21 protein-coding genes are annotated in these 16937 nt (G+C 58.9%); 19 read left to right on the top strand and 2 right to left on the bottom strand.

Translation table 11 applies throughout. The features are described 5' to 3' along the window. The first annotated feature begins 8 nt into the window (after positions 1-8). The 19 genes from AC1DNK_RS05725 to AC1DNK_RS05635 all read left to right on the top strand — a co-directional run bounded on the left by AC1DNK_RS05725 (position 9) and on the right by AC1DNK_RS05635 (position 14144). The gene (locus tag AC1DNK_RS05725) at positions 9-1019 is read left to right on the top strand and encodes a major capsid protein (RefSeq protein ID WP_477939944.1); all 1011 of its coding nucleotides are present in this window, start codon (positions 9-11) and stop codon (positions 1017-1019) included. Positions 1020-1119: 100 nt separating this feature from the next. Beyond that, positions 1120-1503: a hypothetical protein gene (locus AC1DNK_RS05720; RefSeq protein WP_477939942.1), complete on the top strand. Its 384-nt coding sequence runs from the start codon at positions 1120-1122 to the stop codon at positions 1501-1503. Between the two features lie 4 nt (positions 1504-1507). Beyond that, positions 1508-1900: a hypothetical protein gene (locus tag AC1DNK_RS05715; protein WP_477939940.1), complete on the top strand. Its 393-nt coding sequence runs from the start codon at positions 1508-1510 to the stop codon at positions 1898-1900. After that, on the top strand, positions 1900-2610 hold the full coding sequence (locus AC1DNK_RS05710) for a hypothetical protein (RefSeq protein WP_477939938.1): 711 nt from the start codon (positions 1900-1902) through the stop codon (positions 2608-2610). Before AC1DNK_RS05715 ends, AC1DNK_RS05710 begins: the two co-directional genes overlap by 1 nt. A gap of 45 nt (positions 2611-2655) precedes the next feature. Next, positions 2656-2832 (top strand): hypothetical protein, encoded by a 177-nt coding sequence (locus AC1DNK_RS05705; RefSeq protein ID WP_477939936.1) that lies wholly within the window; start codon positions 2656-2658, stop codon positions 2830-2832. Positions 2833-2836: 4 nt separating this feature from the next. Then, positions 2837-4315, top strand: coding sequence for a hypothetical protein (locus tag AC1DNK_RS05700; protein ID WP_477939934.1), 1479 nt, complete (start codon positions 2837-2839; stop codon positions 4313-4315). Between the two features lie 59 nt (positions 4316-4374). Further along, a complete protein-coding gene (locus tag AC1DNK_RS05695) occupies positions 4375-4746 on the top strand; it encodes a phage tail tube protein (RefSeq protein WP_477939931.1) in 372 nt (123 codons plus the stop codon). Between the two features lie 2 nt (positions 4747-4748). After that, positions 4749-5123, top strand: a complete 375-nt coding sequence (locus AC1DNK_RS05690; protein WP_477939930.1) for a hypothetical protein — start codon at positions 4749-4751, stop codon at positions 5121-5123. Positions 5124-5182: 59 nt separating this feature from the next. Beyond that, positions 5183-7072, top strand: a complete 1890-nt coding sequence (locus AC1DNK_RS05685) for a phage tail tape measure protein (RefSeq protein ID WP_477939927.1) — start codon at positions 5183-5185, stop codon at positions 7070-7072. 8 nt (positions 7073-7080) lie between these two features. Beyond that, the gene (locus tag AC1DNK_RS05680; RefSeq protein WP_477939925.1) at positions 7081-7539 is read left to right on the top strand and encodes a DNA circularization N-terminal domain-containing protein; all 459 of its coding nucleotides are present in this window, start codon (positions 7081-7083) and stop codon (positions 7537-7539) included. Then, the gene (locus tag AC1DNK_RS05675) at positions 7539-8162 is read left to right on the top strand and encodes a hypothetical protein (RefSeq protein ID WP_477939923.1); all 624 of its coding nucleotides are present in this window, start codon (positions 7539-7541) and stop codon (positions 8160-8162) included. Before AC1DNK_RS05680 ends, AC1DNK_RS05675 begins: the two co-directional genes overlap by 1 nt. A 1-nt stretch (position 8163) precedes the next feature. Beyond that, positions 8164-9207 carry a phage baseplate assembly protein gene (locus AC1DNK_RS05670; RefSeq protein ID WP_477939922.1) on the top strand — a complete coding sequence of 348 codons (1044 nt, stop codon included), beginning with the start codon at positions 8164-8166 and terminating at the stop codon, positions 9205-9207. Beyond that, positions 9204-9647: a phage baseplate assembly protein domain-containing protein gene (locus tag AC1DNK_RS05665; protein WP_477939920.1), complete on the top strand. Its 444-nt coding sequence runs from the start codon at positions 9204-9206 to the stop codon at positions 9645-9647. Before AC1DNK_RS05670 ends, AC1DNK_RS05665 begins: the two co-directional genes overlap by 4 nt. A gap of 27 nt (positions 9648-9674) precedes the next feature. Next, a complete protein-coding gene (locus AC1DNK_RS05660) occupies positions 9675-10211 on the top strand; it encodes a phage GP46 family protein (protein WP_477939918.1) in 537 nt (178 codons plus the stop codon). Then, positions 10183-11262: a baseplate J/gp47 family protein gene (locus tag AC1DNK_RS05655; RefSeq protein ID WP_477939916.1), complete on the top strand. Its 1080-nt coding sequence runs from the start codon at positions 10183-10185 to the stop codon at positions 11260-11262. Before AC1DNK_RS05660 ends, AC1DNK_RS05655 begins: the two co-directional genes overlap by 29 nt. Then, the gene (locus AC1DNK_RS05650) at positions 11255-12043 is read left to right on the top strand and encodes a hypothetical protein (RefSeq protein WP_477939914.1); all 789 of its coding nucleotides are present in this window, start codon (positions 11255-11257) and stop codon (positions 12041-12043) included. Before AC1DNK_RS05655 ends, AC1DNK_RS05650 begins: the two co-directional genes overlap by 8 nt. Before the next feature lie 14 nt (positions 12044-12057). Then, positions 12058-12873, top strand: coding sequence for a hypothetical protein (locus AC1DNK_RS05645; protein ID WP_477939913.1), 816 nt, complete (start codon positions 12058-12060; stop codon positions 12871-12873). 3 nt (positions 12874-12876) lie between these two features. Continuing rightward, the gene (locus tag AC1DNK_RS05640; RefSeq protein WP_477939911.1) at positions 12877-13752 is read left to right on the top strand and encodes a hypothetical protein; all 876 of its coding nucleotides are present in this window, start codon (positions 12877-12879) and stop codon (positions 13750-13752) included. After that, positions 13752-14144 carry a hypothetical protein gene (locus AC1DNK_RS05635; protein ID WP_477939909.1) on the top strand — a complete coding sequence of 131 codons (393 nt, stop codon included), beginning with the start codon at positions 13752-13754 and terminating at the stop codon, positions 14142-14144. The genes AC1DNK_RS05640 and AC1DNK_RS05635 overlap by 1 nt, the downstream gene beginning before the upstream one ends. A 12-nt stretch (positions 14145-14156) precedes the next feature. On the opposite strand, the gene AC1DNK_RS05630 is transcribed toward AC1DNK_RS05635, so the two are convergent. Both AC1DNK_RS05630 and AC1DNK_RS05625 read right to left on the bottom strand, forming a co-directional pair. Next, a complete protein-coding gene (locus AC1DNK_RS05630; protein WP_477939907.1) occupies positions 14157-16127 on the bottom strand; it encodes an acyltransferase family protein in 1971 nt (656 codons plus the stop codon). Between the two features lie 274 nt (positions 16128-16401). Further along, positions 16402-16937, bottom strand: a 536-nt coding sequence (locus tag AC1DNK_RS05625; RefSeq protein ID WP_477939905.1) for a hypothetical protein, incomplete at its 5' end; no start/stop codon positions are given.

Here is a 16937-nt window from a genome sequence, read left to right as displayed (position 1 = left end):
GAACGACCGTGACCGCACCTAATGTTCATACCTCCGACCCGTTCAGTCTTGAAAGCCTGACGGCGGCCGTCAACGCCGTTCCCTATCGTCCTGGCCAGGTGAGCGCCAGCGGCATTTTCCAGGAAGACAGCGTTTCAACCACGATGATCTCGATCGAGCGCCGCAACGGCAAGCTCGGCCTGGTGGAGCCGACCGAGCGCGGCGGTCCCGGCGAAACGACCGGTGATGATGATCGTGTAAAAGTCCCTATCAACGTCCCGCACTACCAGCGCAACGACAGCGTCATCGCGGACGAAGTTCAGAACGTCAGGGAGTTCGGCACTGAAAGCTCCTTGGAAACCGTAGTGGGACGCGTCAACCGAAAAGCCGCCCGGCACGGCCAGGACCTGCAGATGACGCTGGAACACCAGCGTGTCGGTGCTCTGAAGGGCATTGTCACGGCGAAGTCCGGAAAGACCCTCGTCGATCTCTACAGCGCGTTCAGCATTGCAGTTCCGGCGGCCATCTCGCTGGAACTCGATGTCGATACCACCCTTGTTACCGGTCTTTGGCAGGATGTCGTTTACTCGATCGAAGATTCTCTGGACGAGCCCTATGGTGGCATCCATTGCTTCACCGGTCGCGATTTCCACAAGGCGCTCTGGCAGCACAAATCGGTACGCGAAACGTTCCTCTACGGTACAACCGCCGTCGTGCTTCGTCAGGACGTTCCGGATGTCTTCGAATGGGGCGGCGCGACTTGGGAGCGCTACAAGACCGGCGCGAAAGCGACCGCAGATCTCGGCGCCCCCTACATTGCCGCCAACGAAGCGCGTGTCGCGATCACCGGTGTGGATGACCTCTACATCACGCGCTTCGCACCTGCCGACTACAACGACACGGTGAACACACCGGGCCTGCCGCTCTACGCCCAGATGATCGAGAAGCTCAACAGAAAGGGCTACGACCTGGAAGTCCAGTCGAACCCCATCTCGCTCTGCACGCGTCCTGAGGTTCTGCGCAAACTTACCCTCACCTAACGGGGCCGTTCATACGATGAAAGGAAGCCGGCTTCAGCCGGCTTCCTGTTTCCCGATGCCTGGCGAGCAGGTTTCCGGCAACAGGAAGGGAGTTCCTACAATGGCAACGAAAATCGGTATCGCCTTTCGCCATGGCGGCATTATCCCAGCATCTGTCCTGAAGAGGGACAAGGATGTGTCGGTGGCGGCGCATGAGGCGATAGAAGTTCCTGCCGACTATGGCCAGCACCTCATCGACGACAAATTCGCCTATGCGAAGGATGTCGAAAAGGCACCGAAGGCGAAGAAGGACACGGCGGCTGGCAGCGGTCAGGGCCAGTCGGCCGGTGATGCGGAGCTCACCGCGCAGATCGCTGCGGCTGAGCGTTCGCTTCAGGAGGCAAACGATAAGCTCGCCGCGGCAGGTGACGATACTGTCGCCAAGGCGGCCGCCGGCAAGGAAATCGCCGCTGCAAAGAACATGCTGAAGAAACTGAGGGGCTAACGCGGTGGTCGACTGGGAAACGGCGCGTATCTTCACTCAGGAGGCGTGCGCCGAGATCTTCGACTACACGGGATGCCGGTTGCAGCCGAGAATATCCGGAGTCACCGTCAATCACGCGACCGCTGACGATCCCGGACGGGAAGCATTCGACTTCACCGGATCGATTGATCTGGAGCCGCCGGCGGACAGGATCCCACGTCACCTGTCGTCTGACACTGGAATTCGAAACGGCACGGTTTCCTATGATGCGGTGCTGACCGCACATGTTGCGGACTGGCCGTATCTGCCGCGCCGCGGAGACTTCGTCGTTGCGGCCGGCAAGACATGGAAAATCGAGGCGAAGGAGGAGGACGGTGGCCTTCGTCCTGCCTGGTATCTTTCGCGAGTGAAAACCTGATGCTTTCTTCCGAGGCACTGAGGCTGGCTGCTGTCGAGGCGCTTTGCCCGACCGCAGCTGCACTGTCAGGTGAGGGGTTCCCAACGCTCGCCAAGGCACGGGTGTTCGACAGCCGCGCCGCGGCGCTTGAGGATCTCGATCGCGATGCGCCCGAGGGCTACACGCCAGTTCTCTCGCTCTACACGCCGGAGGCTGGATACTCGCTGAGAGCATCGGCCGCTGCGGTCGACGATACGGTTGCGGACGCGGCGCTCGATATTGTCGCGGAGCTTGCAGTTGCGGCCAACGATGACGACGGTACGTTCGTCGACGCTATCGCCTCCACCGATCCGCAGGCGCGCATCGTGCTCGCCGCCCTGTGTTCTCAGGTGCGGTATGTCCTCGAATACAGCGAGAGCGGCTCGCTGTGGCGTCACATCGTGCGGGACGTGAAATACGAAGAGCAGACCTTCGCCGTTCCCGAACTGGGGCTTCGCTGGCAGCGTGTCAGGATGCGGTTCCATTGTGGGATCAGGGATGACGACTTCAGCGCTCCCGGCCTGCCGGAGCCGCTTGCAACGGTGTTCGCGCGTTTGCCAGCTCAGTCCTATGCCAAGGCGACGCTGTCCGCGCTTGTCGCTCACTTCCAGCAGGTTCCACCGCCTGCGCTCGAAAGGCTTATCATCGCAGCCGACGGGGACATACCCGGCGCTGTCGTCGACCTTACTTGACCGCACGGGTCGGGCCGTCCGACCTTAGAACCCGGAGATCCTCCAATGAAGAAGACTTACATCGCGGCTCCCGGCCGCGTGATCCCTGGCGGCTGGCCCGAGGACGGTCGGCCGATCAACGAACTCGATCAGTTCGAACGCAATCTCGTGAGAGATGGCGACCTGATCGATGCGAAGGCTGCGGACGAGCAGGCCGACAAGGCCGCGAAGAAGAAGGACTGACGACATGGTAGCCAACATCCCCAGCGACATCGTCGCACCGCTCCTTGCCTTCGATGTCGAATCGGCTGGCCAGTTTTCTTCTGAGACGAAGGAAATTCTTCTCGGACACGGCTTGCCGGCCGGTACGCTTGCTGAGGGCGGGATCGCGCTCTGCTCCAGCGTCAACGAAGCCCGTCTTCTGGCTGGCCGCGGTTCTATGCTGGAAAGCATGGCGATCCGCACCTTCCAGAATGCACCGACGCAGGAACTCTATCTGGGCCGCGTTGCCGACACGGGCACGGCCGAGATCCGCACGGTGACTGTTGGTGCTATTCCGGCCAACGGGGGGCAGGGCGTCCTGTCCATCGCCGGCGAGGATGTCTCGATAGACATCGCGGCAGGCACCTCGGCAAATGCCGTAGCCACTGCCCTCGCAGCGGCGATCAACGCTTATTTCAACGCCGCGACCAAAAAGAGCCTGCCTTTCACAGCGACGGCGGCTACCAATGTCGTGACCATTACCGCGCGCCACAAAGGTATCTACGCGTCGAAGCTCGACATCAACGTGCCTGTTATCGACGGTGGTAATGCCTTCGCCAACATTCTGACCTTCGCGACCAGCACGCCTGGTGCAGGCGTGCCTGATGTTGCGATCATCCTTGCTGCGATGGGGGATAACCCGTTCGAGATCGTCACGTCGGCGTTCGGGGACGATAGCAATCGCACGAAACTCGACGATTTCCACAACAACACGTCGGGCCGCTGGTCCTATGCCCAGCAGCTCTACGGTCATGTTTTCTATCCGAAGACGGGAACGACTTCCGAGCTCACGGCTTCGGCCCTGGCGAAGGATACGTGGCATCTCTCCATGTGGCCGATGTTCAGCAACGCCGGCATGGCCACGCCCGATTATGAGTTTCTCGCGGCTTGCGTTGCCCGGATCGCTCCCTTCTTGGGTGGCGGCAGCGATGGCCGCGTTTCGGTGAACCAGTCTGGTCTCAAGGTTGAGGGCGTCCTGGCGCCTCGCGACCGGAATTACTGGCCGGGCTACACGACCCGCGACGTTCTTCTGAAGAACGGCGTCTCGGCGTGGAAGGTCAACAGCAGCGGGGACGTGCTGATCGACAAGGTCATCACACAGCAGCAAACAACCAATGGCGTTCCGGACACCGTCTTCCGGGATATTCAGGCGGTCTACCAGCTGACCTATAGCTTGAAGTTCCACCGAGCGGCGCTGGCGAACGAGCATTCGAACAAGGCGATCGTCGATGACAATCCGGCAAGCAATCCGAACCTTCGCACGGTGCGGGACATCAAGGCGACGCTGGTGAATTCTACGGTTCAGCTTCAGACGCGTGGTGTTGTCGAGGCCTCGCAAGCTCTGCTCGATGAGATCGCCGTTACACGGGATCTCGACAATCGCAACCGGGTGAACATCGTCCTTCCGATCGACCGGGCCAATCCGCTCGACATCTTCGCCGGCCTAGCGCGCGTCCGCGCATAACAAAAGTGGGTGCCGTTCGGCGCCTACTTCACCTCTTATAGTCTTCAGGAGAAACAGCGATGGCTGGTAAGGATTTCGGCGGACGGATGAATGTCCGCCTTGCGAGCGGCAAGATGCTTGCTCTGCGTGGCACTTTCACGACGTCGGCAGGCCGATCGTCGTCGGAGGCCACCACCAACCAGGATGGCTCGATGGATCGTGTGTTCACGCCGCGGTCACCCAGCGCAACCGTCACCTTCCGCGATGATGTCGACGCTGACGAGCTGCTGGAAGCTCCTCGGCAGAACATCGTCATCAACGAGGAGCACACCGGCGTTACGCATCACTTCATTGATGCAGCCTTCACTGGTACTCACGAGGCTAACCGGATGAACGGTGAAGCGTCCGGCCTGACGATCGTCGGCGAAGCCTATCGTAAGACGGGCGGCTGATCATGGCTGACAAGACGATAAAGCTCTCGCAGCGATATGAGCCGCCCGGTGAAACGCCTTTCGATAGCATCACGCTTCGCGAGCCGAACTATCAGGACATCGTCATGTCCGGCCTTGGGTTCCCGCAGGAAGCCCAACCGAACGGCCATGGCGGGAAAGTGATCCTCACCTTCTGGCCAATCATCGACGAGTATGCCCAACGGCTCGTGCGGCGTCCGGAATACAAGGATCTCACCGCTCTGAACTTTGCCGATACAAAGGCACTGCAGGATGCCATCTGCGATTTTTTCCTGCCGGCGGCGTCGGCAGCTTCGCCAGCGCCGCAGACCAGCTCGTCTTCATTCTCCGATGGGATGCCGCATCAGTCCAACGGATGACGCTATCGGAACTTGCGTGGTGGGTCCGCCGCGCGATGATCTTTGCGAAAGGGTAAGCCATGACGCGCGAAGTCGAAGCACGCTTGAAGATCTCGGCGGTCGACAAGACCGGCCGTGTGCTGAAGGGTGTCTCCGACAAGATGGCGGACATCAACAAGCGTGCGACGGCACTCAACCGATCGCAAGGGATGTTGGCGAAAGGAAGTCAGGCGGCCTTCGGCGCAATGGCTCGGTACGCGGCACCCGCGGCTCTGGCTTTCGGAGCAGCCAAGGCCCTCAAGGACTTTGCGGCGATAGAGCGCGAAATGAACCGGATTGGCATCACGGCGAACGCCAGCGCTGCTGAGACGAAGGAGGCCTTCGGTGACATCCAGAATGTCACGAAGCAGCTCGCCATGGGCGTCGGCGACGGCGTCACTGCGCTCGATACGTTGGTTGCCTCAGGCATGGACCTGAAGGAGGCTATGGCTTTCCTGCCGTCCGTTCTAGCCACGGCGCAGGCTTCTGGCGCTGCCACCGACGATATCGCCAACACAGCGATCAAGGCGGCTTCGGCGCTGAAGCTGGAAACCAGCCAGATGCAGCATGCCTTCGACATCATGGTCGCCGGGGGCAAGGCTGGTCAGTTCGAGCTAAAGGACATGGCAACCTATATTCCCGATCTGGCGAACTCTTTTTCGTCGCTCGGGTACACTGGCGAGGATGGTCTCAAAAAGCTGGTGGCAATTCTGCAGACCATCCGCGAAGACACCGGTTCGGCATCCTCTGCTGCGACCTATGCGCAGAATGTGTTCGGCAAGATCTACTCTGCCGACACTGCGACGAAGTTTTCGAAGATGGGCATCGATCTGCGCAAGGAGATGGATGCTGCCCGCAAGAGCGGCGAGGATACCGTTTCTGCATTCGTTCGGATCTCGAAAGAGGCGGTGAAGGGCGACCTTAGCAAGCTGCCGTTGCTGTTCACAGACGAGCAGTTCCGCCTCGGCATGCAGTCGCTGATGACCAGCGCGGACAGCTATGAAAAGTTCCTGAAGACGGTCAATGAAACAGACGTCGATGGAACGGTTTTCCGCGACCTCGCTCGGGTGACTGGTGACACGCAGGCGAGCGTTGACCGGTTGTCGAGCAGCTTTGACAAGCTGATGAACAGCATCGGCCGTGGTGTAGCCGTTCCTGCCGTGCCGGTCATGGATGCGATCTCGAAAGACGTCGATTACGGCAGCGCTATCAGGGACGCGCTCGGCAAGCAGGGCAACGGATATTGGGCGACAGAGACCTGGATGGCGAAGAACCTGCCGTTTGGTTCGTTTTCGCATAGCGATGAAGCGGACAAGCTCGCTCTCGCCGGCGGCTATCGCGACCCTGAACTCATCAAGCGCATGCGCCAGGGTCCGAACATGCCGCAGGGACCGCAGCTCCCCGAGTTTCCGGGTGGTGACAGTCACATCGATCCACGCAAGTTGCCGGGTGGCGGTGTTCCAACTCCAAGTTCCCGGCCGAGTGCAGTCAGCGCTCCGCGGGCAAGCCTCGCACAGATCTATGGACAATACGCCGATAGCCGGACCAGCGGAAACCAGATATCGCTGGAGAAGGCCAAGGCTGCGGGCATGCCCGGTGCTCCTGGTATCTCGTCCGACCTCTTCCGGATGCCCTCGAAAGACGAATTCAAGGATGCCCTGAAGATCGATCTCGGCGGGGATGAGGCGGCGCAAAAGGTTGCGGACGGCGGGAAGGAAGCCGGGAAGCATATCGAAGACTCCGCGGCATTCATTAAGGTGGCGGGCTACGACGTCAGTACAGCGATCTCGAACGCGGCAAAAGAACTGGCAGCTGCGGCAAGCCGATGGGGTGGATCGTTTGGTGCTGCAGGCCCTGGCCGCGTTAACGCCGACACCGGCCGCTCGATGTCGCCTTCGATCAATCGGCCGATGAATGCCGGGATGGAGTAGGGAGCGAGATGCGCAACTGGGCACGAGATCTGCGGCCGGCGAGTTTCCGCGGCGAGCGCTTCTGGGTTGATCAGGAAACTCTCGCCGCTGGCAAGCGAATTGCTCGGCATGAATATGCGGGTGGCCGCCGGACGATCCTTGAAGAGGCGGGACTTGCGACGGCGAACTACGATGTCACGGCCTATCTGCTCGGCAATGAAAGCGATCGGCAGGCACTGTCCCTCGCGACGGTTTGCCTCGCGATTGGACCTGGCCGTCTCGTCTTGCCGATCGATGGCGGGTTCATGGCTTACGTGGAGAATTTCCGCCGGTCCCGCGAGAAGGATCGGCAGGGCTATATCGCCTTCGACCTGTCGGCAATTCCGCTCAGCAATGAGGCTGGCACCATCCTTCGGGTTGGTGACGTGACAATCGCTTTCGTTAATGCGCTTGCCGGAGCTGTGTCCGGATTTTCGAGGTTGTTCTGATGGGCGTCGATCGCGTCGCAATCTGCGCCTGGCTTGCCGACCTGGCAACGGTCCTTGTCCTCGACGAGGACGATGCTGCCGACTTCCGGACGCGGGTCGATGCAGCGCCAGCACTGGACGCAAGCGGATTTGCTGCGGAGTGCCTATCGTTGATGCGGGTGATCGGCGAAAGCGTTTCGTTGCCTGCGGAATTCGATAGCTTAAAAGCTGGTGTCTTTGCCCATTCCGAAACGGTGGATGCCGGAAGCATCCTACTTGCGGCGGGTCTGGCGCTCGCGGGCGCGCGGGTGTCGTGGATCTCCCGGCCTCAGGCGCGGTCAGGCAGGGAGCGTGTCTCCTCTGCTGGCAATGCAGCCCTCGCCGTTGTCTCGACCATCGGCGCTGATGCGGCCGATCTTTATGGATGGCTTTCGAACCTTGTTCAGCTTTCGGTTCGTCTGATTTCTGACGTTGCTGCCGATCTGGTCCCCGTGGTCTGGATCGCGACTGGTATCTCGATGCCTTCCACGGTCCTTGCCTACAAACTCTATGGCGACGCGTTACGCGCCGGCGGCCTTGTCGATATCGCCGGTTCGTCCACCCCAATGCTGATGCCTGTCGGTTTCGACGCCCTGGAAGGCTGACATGTTCGAGACGATCACGATCGCAGGCTTCCCTCCGATCAAGACCATAACGATTGACGTCTCCGCCGAAGAGGCGGCGCGTTCTGCCAATCTCGACCTGGTGATCAGCGGGCCTGGCTTGCCCATCACCGTCGGTCAGGAAGCCGCGGTCGATGCCACCGGAACGCGGATGCTGACGGGCTATGTCCGCGACATTGCTACCGGTTACGAGGCTAATGATCGCAGCCTCGGCTGCAGCCTCGTGTCGAGGACCGTCGATTTCATCGAGTGCTCAGCCGAGCATCCGACAGGAGAGATTTTCGACGAGGATATCGTGGCGATCGCCAAGGAACTGGATAGCCTGGGTATCGGCATCAAATCAGACGGGACGCGCTTTCCGAAGGAGCCGCGCCACAAGCTCGCGCTCGGCGAAAGTGCTTTCAGCTCGATCGAGCGTCGGGCTCGTGGCCGGGGTGCGCTGATCCACGATACGCCCAAGGGCCAGATCATGATTGCCAGCAAGCCTGGCGGGATGCATACGGGAACACTGAAGCGCGGCGTCAATATCCTCCCGGGGGCTACTGCGAACTTCACGGAATCGAACCGCTACAGTCACACCAAGGTGCGTGGACAGGCGACTATTGGCAGCGGAAAGCAGCAGCTCCGACCGCAGACTTCGGTTCAAGACAAGGGTGTGAAGCGTCGCCGACCTCTCATTCTGTCGCATGAGGGTGAGACTACGATCGACCGCATGAAGAAGCGGGCCGCTTGGTCGGCGCGACGAGCAGCCGGAAACAGCGTGACAGCGAACCTTCCCGTCACCGGTTGGCGCGATGAGGCTGGAATGATCTGGCAGCCGAACTGGCTTGTTCACGTCGAGGATGACTGGCTGGGGATCGAGGGTTTGATGATCATCAAAAGCATCAGCTTTTCGCAGGCGGATATGACCGTTGCGACACTGTCTCTTGCAGATCCCCGGGCGCTGGGTGGCGACAATCCACGCGGCAAGAATGCCAGCAACTACGCGGCTCCCGGTCTCGTTGATGCGGAGTACAGCGAAGAATGATCCGGCTCGATTTCGATGGCCGGGTCGAGGAAAAGGACGGGCAGCAGTTCGTCTCCGGCCGCGGCGCCTACGGCGATGCCTGGACGCGGATCTATCGTCCAGAGCCTCACGGTTTCGCTTCAAGCCCGATAGCGGGTGGCAAGGGTTACGTTCTGCCCAAGCCCGGAACGCCCGACTTCGCGTTAGCGATCGGTGGCGAGCATCCAGCCAAGCGGCCGGTTCTGCCGATTGGTGGTGCTGCCATCTACGATGCATTCGGCAATATCCAGAAGTTCGTCTCGGAAGGGATCATTGTCGATGTTGCCGGGCGGACGATCACGACGACGGCCGGTGGTTGGGTTCTTAACGGCGCGGCGACCATCAACGGCGATCTTCAGGTGAACGGCAACATCACGGCCTCCGGCGTGATCACCGACAGCGACGGCAATAACGGGGCCTGATCCCGATTTACGAAAACGAGGATATCCGTGGTTCGCATCATTCCCAAGGATGATAGCGCCGAACCCTATCGCGCGCCGGATATCGGCTGGGATGGGGTTGTCGGCGATCTCCTGCTGAATTCGCCAGAGCACCCTACCGCACCCGGCGATTTTCGTGCCGAGCAGGGGCTGGCAACACAAGTTCTCATTCATCTGATGACAGACCGCCGCGTCGAGGAAAGCGAGCTGCGTGACGGCGAAGAAAACCGGGGCTGGTTCGGCGACAGCTTTGACCAGATGGAAGGCGAGGGGCCGCTCGGCTCACGCTGGTGGTTGCTGCGCAAGCGCTCGCTTTATGAGGGGATCGAGATCGATGCGCAGGACTATGCGATCGAGGCTCTCCAGCCGTTGATCGATCAGGGTGCCGTGTCGCGGATCGAGGCAATTGCGACAGCCGACCGGCAGGCCAATCGGCTTGATTGCGTCGTCAATCTTTACGGGCGCGACGGCGCTCGCGTCTACCAGCGTAAATTCGAAAACTTATGGAGACAGATCGATGGCGTGGACAGTCCGCTCGCTGGATGAGCTTTCGTCGCGGGCGCGCGGTTACTTCCGCCAATATACGCCTGGCACCGATACCAGCCTGAAGAACAATTTCGTGACGGTGGTGGCGAAGGTGCTTGCCGGTCTCGGGCATGAAGTTGAATTGCGCCTGGCCTATCTGGCTCGGCAGCTGTTCGGCAGAACGGCAAACCTTGCAATGCTGAAGCTGCACGCCGGCGACGTGAACATTTTCCAGAAGCAGCCTACATCGTCGTCCGGTGAGATTGTCGGAAGCGGCGAGCCTAACCGGGTCTATCCGGCCGGTATCCGTTTCGGATCGGGGTCACAGATCTATATCTCGACGCGGCCTGCGCAGACCACGCCTATCGGGTCTGTCAGTTTCGAGGTAGTATCTGAGGGAAAAGGGGCGGCGACCAATCGCGATGCCGGGGGCGCATTGTCGTTGTCCGATCCTGGCCTTTACCCGACATTGGGGGGTGATCTTGTCGTCGGTGACGCGGGCTTAGGTGGCGGCGCCGATATCGAGGATATCGAAGCGTTCCGCGCCCGATACCTGTTCCGAAAAGCAAACCCGCCAGGCGCCGGCAAACTGACGGATTACGAGCAGGCCGTCCTCGATGTGCCTGGAGTCCTGAAGGCGTGGGCATATCGAGACGTGATCACGCCTTCATTCATCGTCGTATTTTTTCTGTTCAAGGACCGGCCGGATAACATTCCAACCTCGGGCGACGTGGTGGCTATTCAGGCTGCCGTCGATGCCAGGAGAATGATCCGTGTCAACGACAGTGTGGCGGAAGCGCCGACCCCGCAGGCTTTGAACCCCATCATCGCCAACCTTACGAATGATACGCAGGGCGTGCGCGAGTTGATCGAGGCAGCATTGACCAAGATGCTGTTCGACAAGGCGCGGCCTGGCGTTGCAGCTGACGTCTTCGTGCTCTCGCGCAGCTGGATAACTGAAGCGATCTCCGGTGTAGCCGGTGAGGCAAGCCACGTTCTGAACTGGCCGATCGAAGACATCGCCTACACAGACGGCCGGTATCCGGTCCTGGGAACCGTGGACTATGTCTAAATCACCATATGCGCATACGCTGACGAACAGCTTTACGCCACGATCCCAGGCGGCGTTCACTCTTCCCGCGGATGTTCTTTCGCAGCCATCCAGCGACGATCTAATTTCGGCAGGGCTCTCGTTCTGGCCCACGGGGGCAGCATGGGGAAGCCCTGACGCCGAGGCGGTGTCGCTGGATGGACTATTAGGCCGCTTCACGCGTGTGCTCCTGGCGCCATTCGCCTTTGCCTATGCCTGCGCATGGCAGCTGGTTGGAGAATCCAGCGCTCAAACTGTGAATGAGACACTCGACGAATGGGAGGCTGATTACGGCCTTCCGGAGACATGCTTTACCGGCGAGCAGTCAACGGTGCAGCGCCTGACCGCGCTTCGCCGCAAGGTCGCGGCAGAGCCCCTTAACCACCCGGAAGATTTTGTAAGGATCGCCTACGAGTTCGGTTTCATCGTCGAGATCGAGGAGCCTTGTATCTTCGAATGCGGCTTTTCGGAATGTGGTGGGTACCACGAGACGGGCGCTGCGGCGGAAGAAGCCTACGTCATCGTTCGCGTGCGGGACACATCGGAAACGTATTTCGAGGTTGGTGTGTCCGAATGCGGTCTGGATCCTCTCTTCTCGCTCGGTGAGGCGGAACAAATCCTGTGCTTCTTCCGGCGCGAAATGCCGGCATGGACGATCCCCTTCCTCTCCCCATGGATCTACCTCGACAATCTGGTGACCGAAGACGGAACGCCGATCGTCGATGAATACGGCAACGAGCTGCTAATCACCGTCACACCTTAAAAATCGAGGCATCAATGCAATACAATCCTCCCTTCGGCAGCGCTGATCCCAATGGCCCTTACGTCGATCGTAGTACGCCTGGCGCAACTGCCCAGCTTCTGCAAGCAATTCAGCAGCTGATATCCGCGGCGACCGGTGGCGGCGATACGAGCAATTTTGTGCTGATGCCGCAGGCCCGCGCGCGCCTGCCCATCTATCCTGAGGTTCTCAGGACTGACGGAATGATTCCTGTCGTCTCGCCSTCCRCYGGWCAGGTGCGTGTGCCGGCCGGGGTCGATTTCCTTCATCGCGGGATATTCACGGTCACTACCGTGCAGACCGACTTCGCCACGGCCGCAAGCAAAACCTATCATCTGCGTTGGGTACCCTCAGGCGGCTTCGTGCTGAAAGATCTTTCAGATGTCGGCTACAATCCCGGTTCGCTTCCCGAAGCGAATGTGGCGTTCGATAGCAGCTACGACGATATGCTGGTCGCCAGGGTGGTAACAAGTGCGGCGAATGTTGCAACAATCACCAATCTGGCAAATGTTGACAAGGCGTCTAAGGTGGTTGGCAGATCTTCGGGCTTATTGCTTGGTAGTAGCGGCGGTGGGGCGCTCTCAAACACCGAAACACACATCTATAATTTCAGTCGCAAGCCTTCGAATTCCCTTCAATATGTTGATGAGAACGTGACCGGAGGATCGACGGATAGTCAAGAGACCCTCTTTAATTATCAGGCTCAGGATCGATATGGCGTCGTTGTGACGAGCTCGATGCTGACCGGCGGGAATCAATACTGGGCGCCGCGCTATAGTATTCTTGCGCAGCTCGCAGGCCGGAGCTTGTAAGTCATGGGAATTACGATTGAAGATCTCAACCCGTCAGCGGGCGCAGCGCGAAACTACGTGATACCGGCTATGCTCTCGGGTCAAACGGTCAGGCTCTCGGTCGGGCAGATCCTAGATCTGCTAATCGGAAGTGCGCCGGGAACTCTCGACACCCTTCAAGAGCTCGCTGACGCCATCAACGATGACGCCAATTTCGGCGCGACAGTCACTGCCGCGCTGGCACAGAAGCTTGCGCTTTCCGGTGGAACTCTCACTGGCCTTCTGAAGCTAGCCGCCTCAACGACTTCCTTTTCTCCGCTCAATATTCCGAGTGGCGTTGCCCCGTCAGCCCCGGTAGATGGGGCTATATGGCGAAACGATGCGACCGGCGGGCTGATGTTCCGGAAATCGAGCGTCACTCGACAGATCATAGACGATCAGAATATCTCGACTCGGCTGGCGACAGCCCTGTTGCAGGACCAGAAGGCATCGGGAACGAACGGTGGGGCGAGTGTTGCAGGGTGGCAGACCCGCGCACTCAATACCGAAGTTTACGATCCTGACAGTCTCGTGACGCTGTCCGGTAACCAGTTTACGCTAGCCGCCGATTGTGAGTGCCAATGGAGCGCGCCGGTCTTCAATGTGAACCAGTCGAGTAGTCGCATCTGGAACGTCACTGACGGCAGTTTGGTCCAAGTAGGCGAAGCTGTTTGGGCTAGCAGTGGTGGCTCGACAAACACTCCCAGCACGCGTTCGAACGGTTTTTGCCGGTTAGCAGCTGGCAAGACGTACCGCTTAGAAAGCTACGCTGCCTCCGCTCAGGCATTGACTGGTCTCGGCGTCACGGCAAATTCCGGCAGCATCGATGTTTACAGCTGGGTACAATTGAGGAGGCTCTAGTGACTAAGTGGGCATTCATCGTCAACGGGAAAGTTGATACGATTTCCTTCGAAGATCAATCTGATCAGGAAGGGTGGGTACCGGTTGCCGACACCATCTTTGCCGGTTTTGAAAAAAGTGGAAGCGTGTTTATGCCACCGGAGGCTCCTGCTGAGCAAATCCCTGGTCCAGCAAGCGTGACCTCTCGTCAGTTTAAGCTTCAACTGCTCTCGCTTGGAATATTAGACCAAGTGGATAAATGGGTGTCACAGCAGAGTAGGGAAGTTCAGATTGCCTACGAATATTCTGGCTTGTTTGTCCGTTCTGAGCCGATGATGGCCATGGGCTTTCAGGCACTAGGCTTCGCAGAACAGCAGGTGGATGAATTTTTCCGGGCGGCATCGGTCCGATAGTTTCGGCCTGAGCTAACGCAATAACCAATCCAGTGCGTCCGGAAGGCCAATACGATGGGCGAGTTCCACTTTGGTTTTTTGTGTCAAGTTCCTGCGAAGGTGGATGCTATCGCGGTAGATCATCTCTCCATTGATCTCCACAAGGCATCTGCCGTCGCCACACAGTCCCTGCTTGACGGAAATGGCGCTGACCCTGTGCGGGCTCTTGACTGCAATCGATTGAAATAGAGAGTCCAGAGCGAGTCCATACTTCCGAAGTGTTGCATCGAAAACAGGTTGTGGATCAGGACAAGTGCGCCGAATTCGGTTGAACGCTTCTGCTATTCTGCACTCAACAAACGTGAGATCGGTGCGCGGGACTTGACCAACAAGAACAACTTTGGACGGAACTCCCGCCACAGCTTCTTCAATACCGACCTCTAAACGGGATAGCCCTGTTGACCCACTAGGCCCACCCGAAAGATCAGGCAAAAGAGGTCCCCAACTGCCGGCAAGTATGACCCCTTTGACGGCGGCGTCATGTGCGCTGATATCGAACACAGCCTGGCGACGTCGAGCGCACTCATTCTCGTAGTCGGGCATATCGAGGCGGTGACGTGTTATACTGCCTCCCAATGCCGCAGGGCAATTATCAACAAGTAATACCGAGACATTCGGAGGTAGCGAGGATTCGACGAGCGGTGCCAAGTGGTCCGCGTGGCTGTCGCCCCACAAAATCAGCTTTTGTGGTGATGTCTCCCATTTGGAACCAAACGCGCATTGCGGATCGTTAATGCCGGGTACGCTAACGCGCTGAGGACATTGCCACTCCCACATCGCGCCTAAACTTTCGACTGATCGGGCCTCATCGCTGGGTGCGCTGACAAGTCCACCGACGGCCGCCGTGACATAGTTTGCCGACAGGCTTGTCACAATCATGGCCAACGCGCCTAGCAGTAACGAGGGCAGTTTAAACTGCGTTGTTCTACGGAGGGGAGTTTCGACGAAAGCCCATGAGGCACACGCGCAGATAAACGCAATCGCGACCAGCATCGCAGCCTCAATCTTGGTCGGCTCGCCTCCGTTGGCGTAATGGCGAAAGACGACCAAAACCGGCCAATGCCATAGGTAGAGTGAGTATGAAATCTTCCCAACCCATACGAGTGGTCCGAAGGACAGCAAGGTCGCTAAGATGTCGTCCCTCTTGGCCGCGACGAGCAGGCCGGCTCCCGCGACTGCCGGAAGAGCGAAGATACCGGGAAACGGTTGATCGTGCGAGATGAGAAGCAGGCTGGTCGCCACGAGGCCTGCGCCACTAATGTTGGCGAGACGGGACATTGTGGGTGAGGTGATTTTCGGCGCCACGGCCATTGTCGCGCCGAGCAACAGCTCCCACGCTCTGGACGCCGGCAGATAGAAAGCCGCTTTTGGGTCGGTGCCGATGGCGTACTGACTATAAACGAGGCCGACGAACGAAAGGACTGCAAACAACACGCATGCGGTATGACGTGTCGGTCTTAATCCGCCCAAGGCGATCAGCACGATGGGCCAGATCAGATAAAATTGCTCCTCAACGCCAAGGCTCCAAAGGTGCAACAAGGGCTGGAGATCTGCTTCTCTATCGAAGTATCCAGTGTTCCCGTAGAAAAAGAAATTGCCGAATCCGAAGGAAGAATACTTCGCACTTGTGGCCAGCGAGCTCATGTCGCCCGGAGTAAGAACGAAACTTGCAACAGCCATAGTAGAGATTACCAAAAGCAATAGCGCTGGCAAAATCCTCCGAATGCGACCCGCGTAAAAAGCCGTCATGGAAAAGCGCTGCTGCTGAATTGCTGTCCAAACGTTCCCGGTTATAAGAAATCCGGAAATAACGAAGAATACGTCTACCCCGGTAAAACCTCCAGGAAGCCAAGTCGCACCGTAGTGGAAGGCGATGACCGCCATGACAGCGATCGCCCGCAGCCCATCGATATGAGGCTGATATTTCCTCGGCACCATTGTCATCCGCATCACCCGCAGTTCGTGGCCGGACTAGTAGCATCCTCATGTTGCCTAGCCAATCGACCCCGCCGAACTGTTTTTACATTTGGCAAGAAGGACGCCCACCATGGGACAGCATGCTGGCGCGACGGCCAGGCGCTAGACTAATCCGGCCTGAAGCGCCGGTAACCCCCCGTATAGCATTGGAGGCTTCCATGCTCGTCAGCAACTGGCGCGCTGCTCCACACCAACGTCCCAACATACGGAGAGCCATCTATTCGTCCGTGTAGTATGGCTCTCAGGCCTGCGTTCTCGCAAATAGAGCCATCTCGAGACCGCTTGGCCGCCGCCGTCTGGCAGTCCCGGCGATCATAAGGGCGGGCCCAGCAAGGACCAGTATTGCGCCCGCCGCATCCGCTGCACGGATCAGGATTCGCCGGTCCTTGCGAACTTGATCGAAAAACTCAGGGTTGAAGTAAGGCTGATCGTTCGTCTTATCGGCGACAATATCTGCAACGGCTTCGGCAAGTTTGGGGACGGAGCTATGAAGATAGATATCGCGAACTTTATCTCGTGGCGTGTCGGCGAGATAGGGGCCGACACCGTAATCAGGGTCGGTGAAATAGGTCTTTCCCTCGATAGTAACTTTGGTCACGACATGTCCAATGATGCCGTAGGTAATTGCGTTGACGCCATTTTCGTTGAGCACATGCGTGGCGGCAAGTGACCGCTCGCTGCAATACCCACACCGAAGTTTACGGAAATCCATAAGTCCTAGGTCAAGATGAGGATCGAGACCGACTACCTTCCCGACGGTCGTTACCGCCGTCCCAA

The organism is Rhizobium sp. 01N424 (assembly GCF_056399485.1).
This window is presented reverse-complemented; position numbering and strand designations above follow the sequence as displayed.

Bases quoted from the DNA above. Each gene is read 5' to 3' on its own strand.
- AC1DNK_RS05720 (WP_477939942.1), top strand. From the start codon at position 1,120: ATGGCAACGAAAATCGGTATCGCCTTTCGCCATGGCGGCATTATCCCA.
- AC1DNK_RS05710 (WP_477939938.1), top strand. From the start codon at position 1,900: ATGCTTTCTTCCGAGGCACTGAGGCTGGCTGCTGTCGAGGCGCTTTGC.
- AC1DNK_RS05705 (WP_477939936.1), top strand. From the start codon at position 2,656: ATGAAGAAGACTTACATCGCGGCTCCCGGCCGCGTGATCCCTGGCGGC.
- AC1DNK_RS05700 (WP_477939934.1), top strand. From the start codon at position 2,837: ATGGTAGCCAACATCCCCAGCGACATCGTCGCACCGCTCCTTGCCTTC.
- AC1DNK_RS05695 (WP_477939931.1), top strand. From the start codon at position 4,375: ATGGCTGGTAAGGATTTCGGCGGACGGATGAATGTCCGCCTTGCGAGC.
- AC1DNK_RS05690 (WP_477939930.1), top strand. From the start codon at position 4,749: ATGGCTGACAAGACGATAAAGCTCTCGCAGCGATATGAGCCGCCCGGT.
- AC1DNK_RS05685 (WP_477939927.1), top strand. From the start codon at position 5,183: ATGACGCGCGAAGTCGAAGCACGCTTGAAGATCTCGGCGGTCGACAAG.
- AC1DNK_RS05680 (WP_477939925.1), top strand. From the start codon at position 7,081: ATGCGCAACTGGGCACGAGATCTGCGGCCGGCGAGTTTCCGCGGCGAG.
- AC1DNK_RS05675 (WP_477939923.1), top strand. From the start codon at position 7,539: ATGGGCGTCGATCGCGTCGCAATCTGCGCCTGGCTTGCCGACCTGGCA.
- AC1DNK_RS05670 (WP_477939922.1), top strand. From the start codon at position 8,164: ATGTTCGAGACGATCACGATCGCAGGCTTCCCTCCGATCAAGACCATA.
- AC1DNK_RS05665 (WP_477939920.1), top strand. From the start codon at position 9,204: ATGATCCGGCTCGATTTCGATGGCCGGGTCGAGGAAAAGGACGGGCAG.
- AC1DNK_RS05655 (WP_477939916.1), top strand. From the start codon at position 10,183: ATGGCGTGGACAGTCCGCTCGCTGGATGAGCTTTCGTCGCGGGCGCGC.
- AC1DNK_RS05650 (WP_477939914.1), top strand. From the start codon at position 11,255: ATGTCTAAATCACCATATGCGCATACGCTGACGAACAGCTTTACGCCA.
- AC1DNK_RS05640 (WP_477939911.1), top strand. From the start codon at position 12,877: ATGGGAATTACGATTGAAGATCTCAACCCGTCAGCGGGCGCAGCGCGA.
- AC1DNK_RS05630 (WP_477939907.1), bottom strand. From the start codon at position 16,127: ATGACAATGGTGCCGAGGAAATATCAGCCTCATATCGATGGGCTGCGG.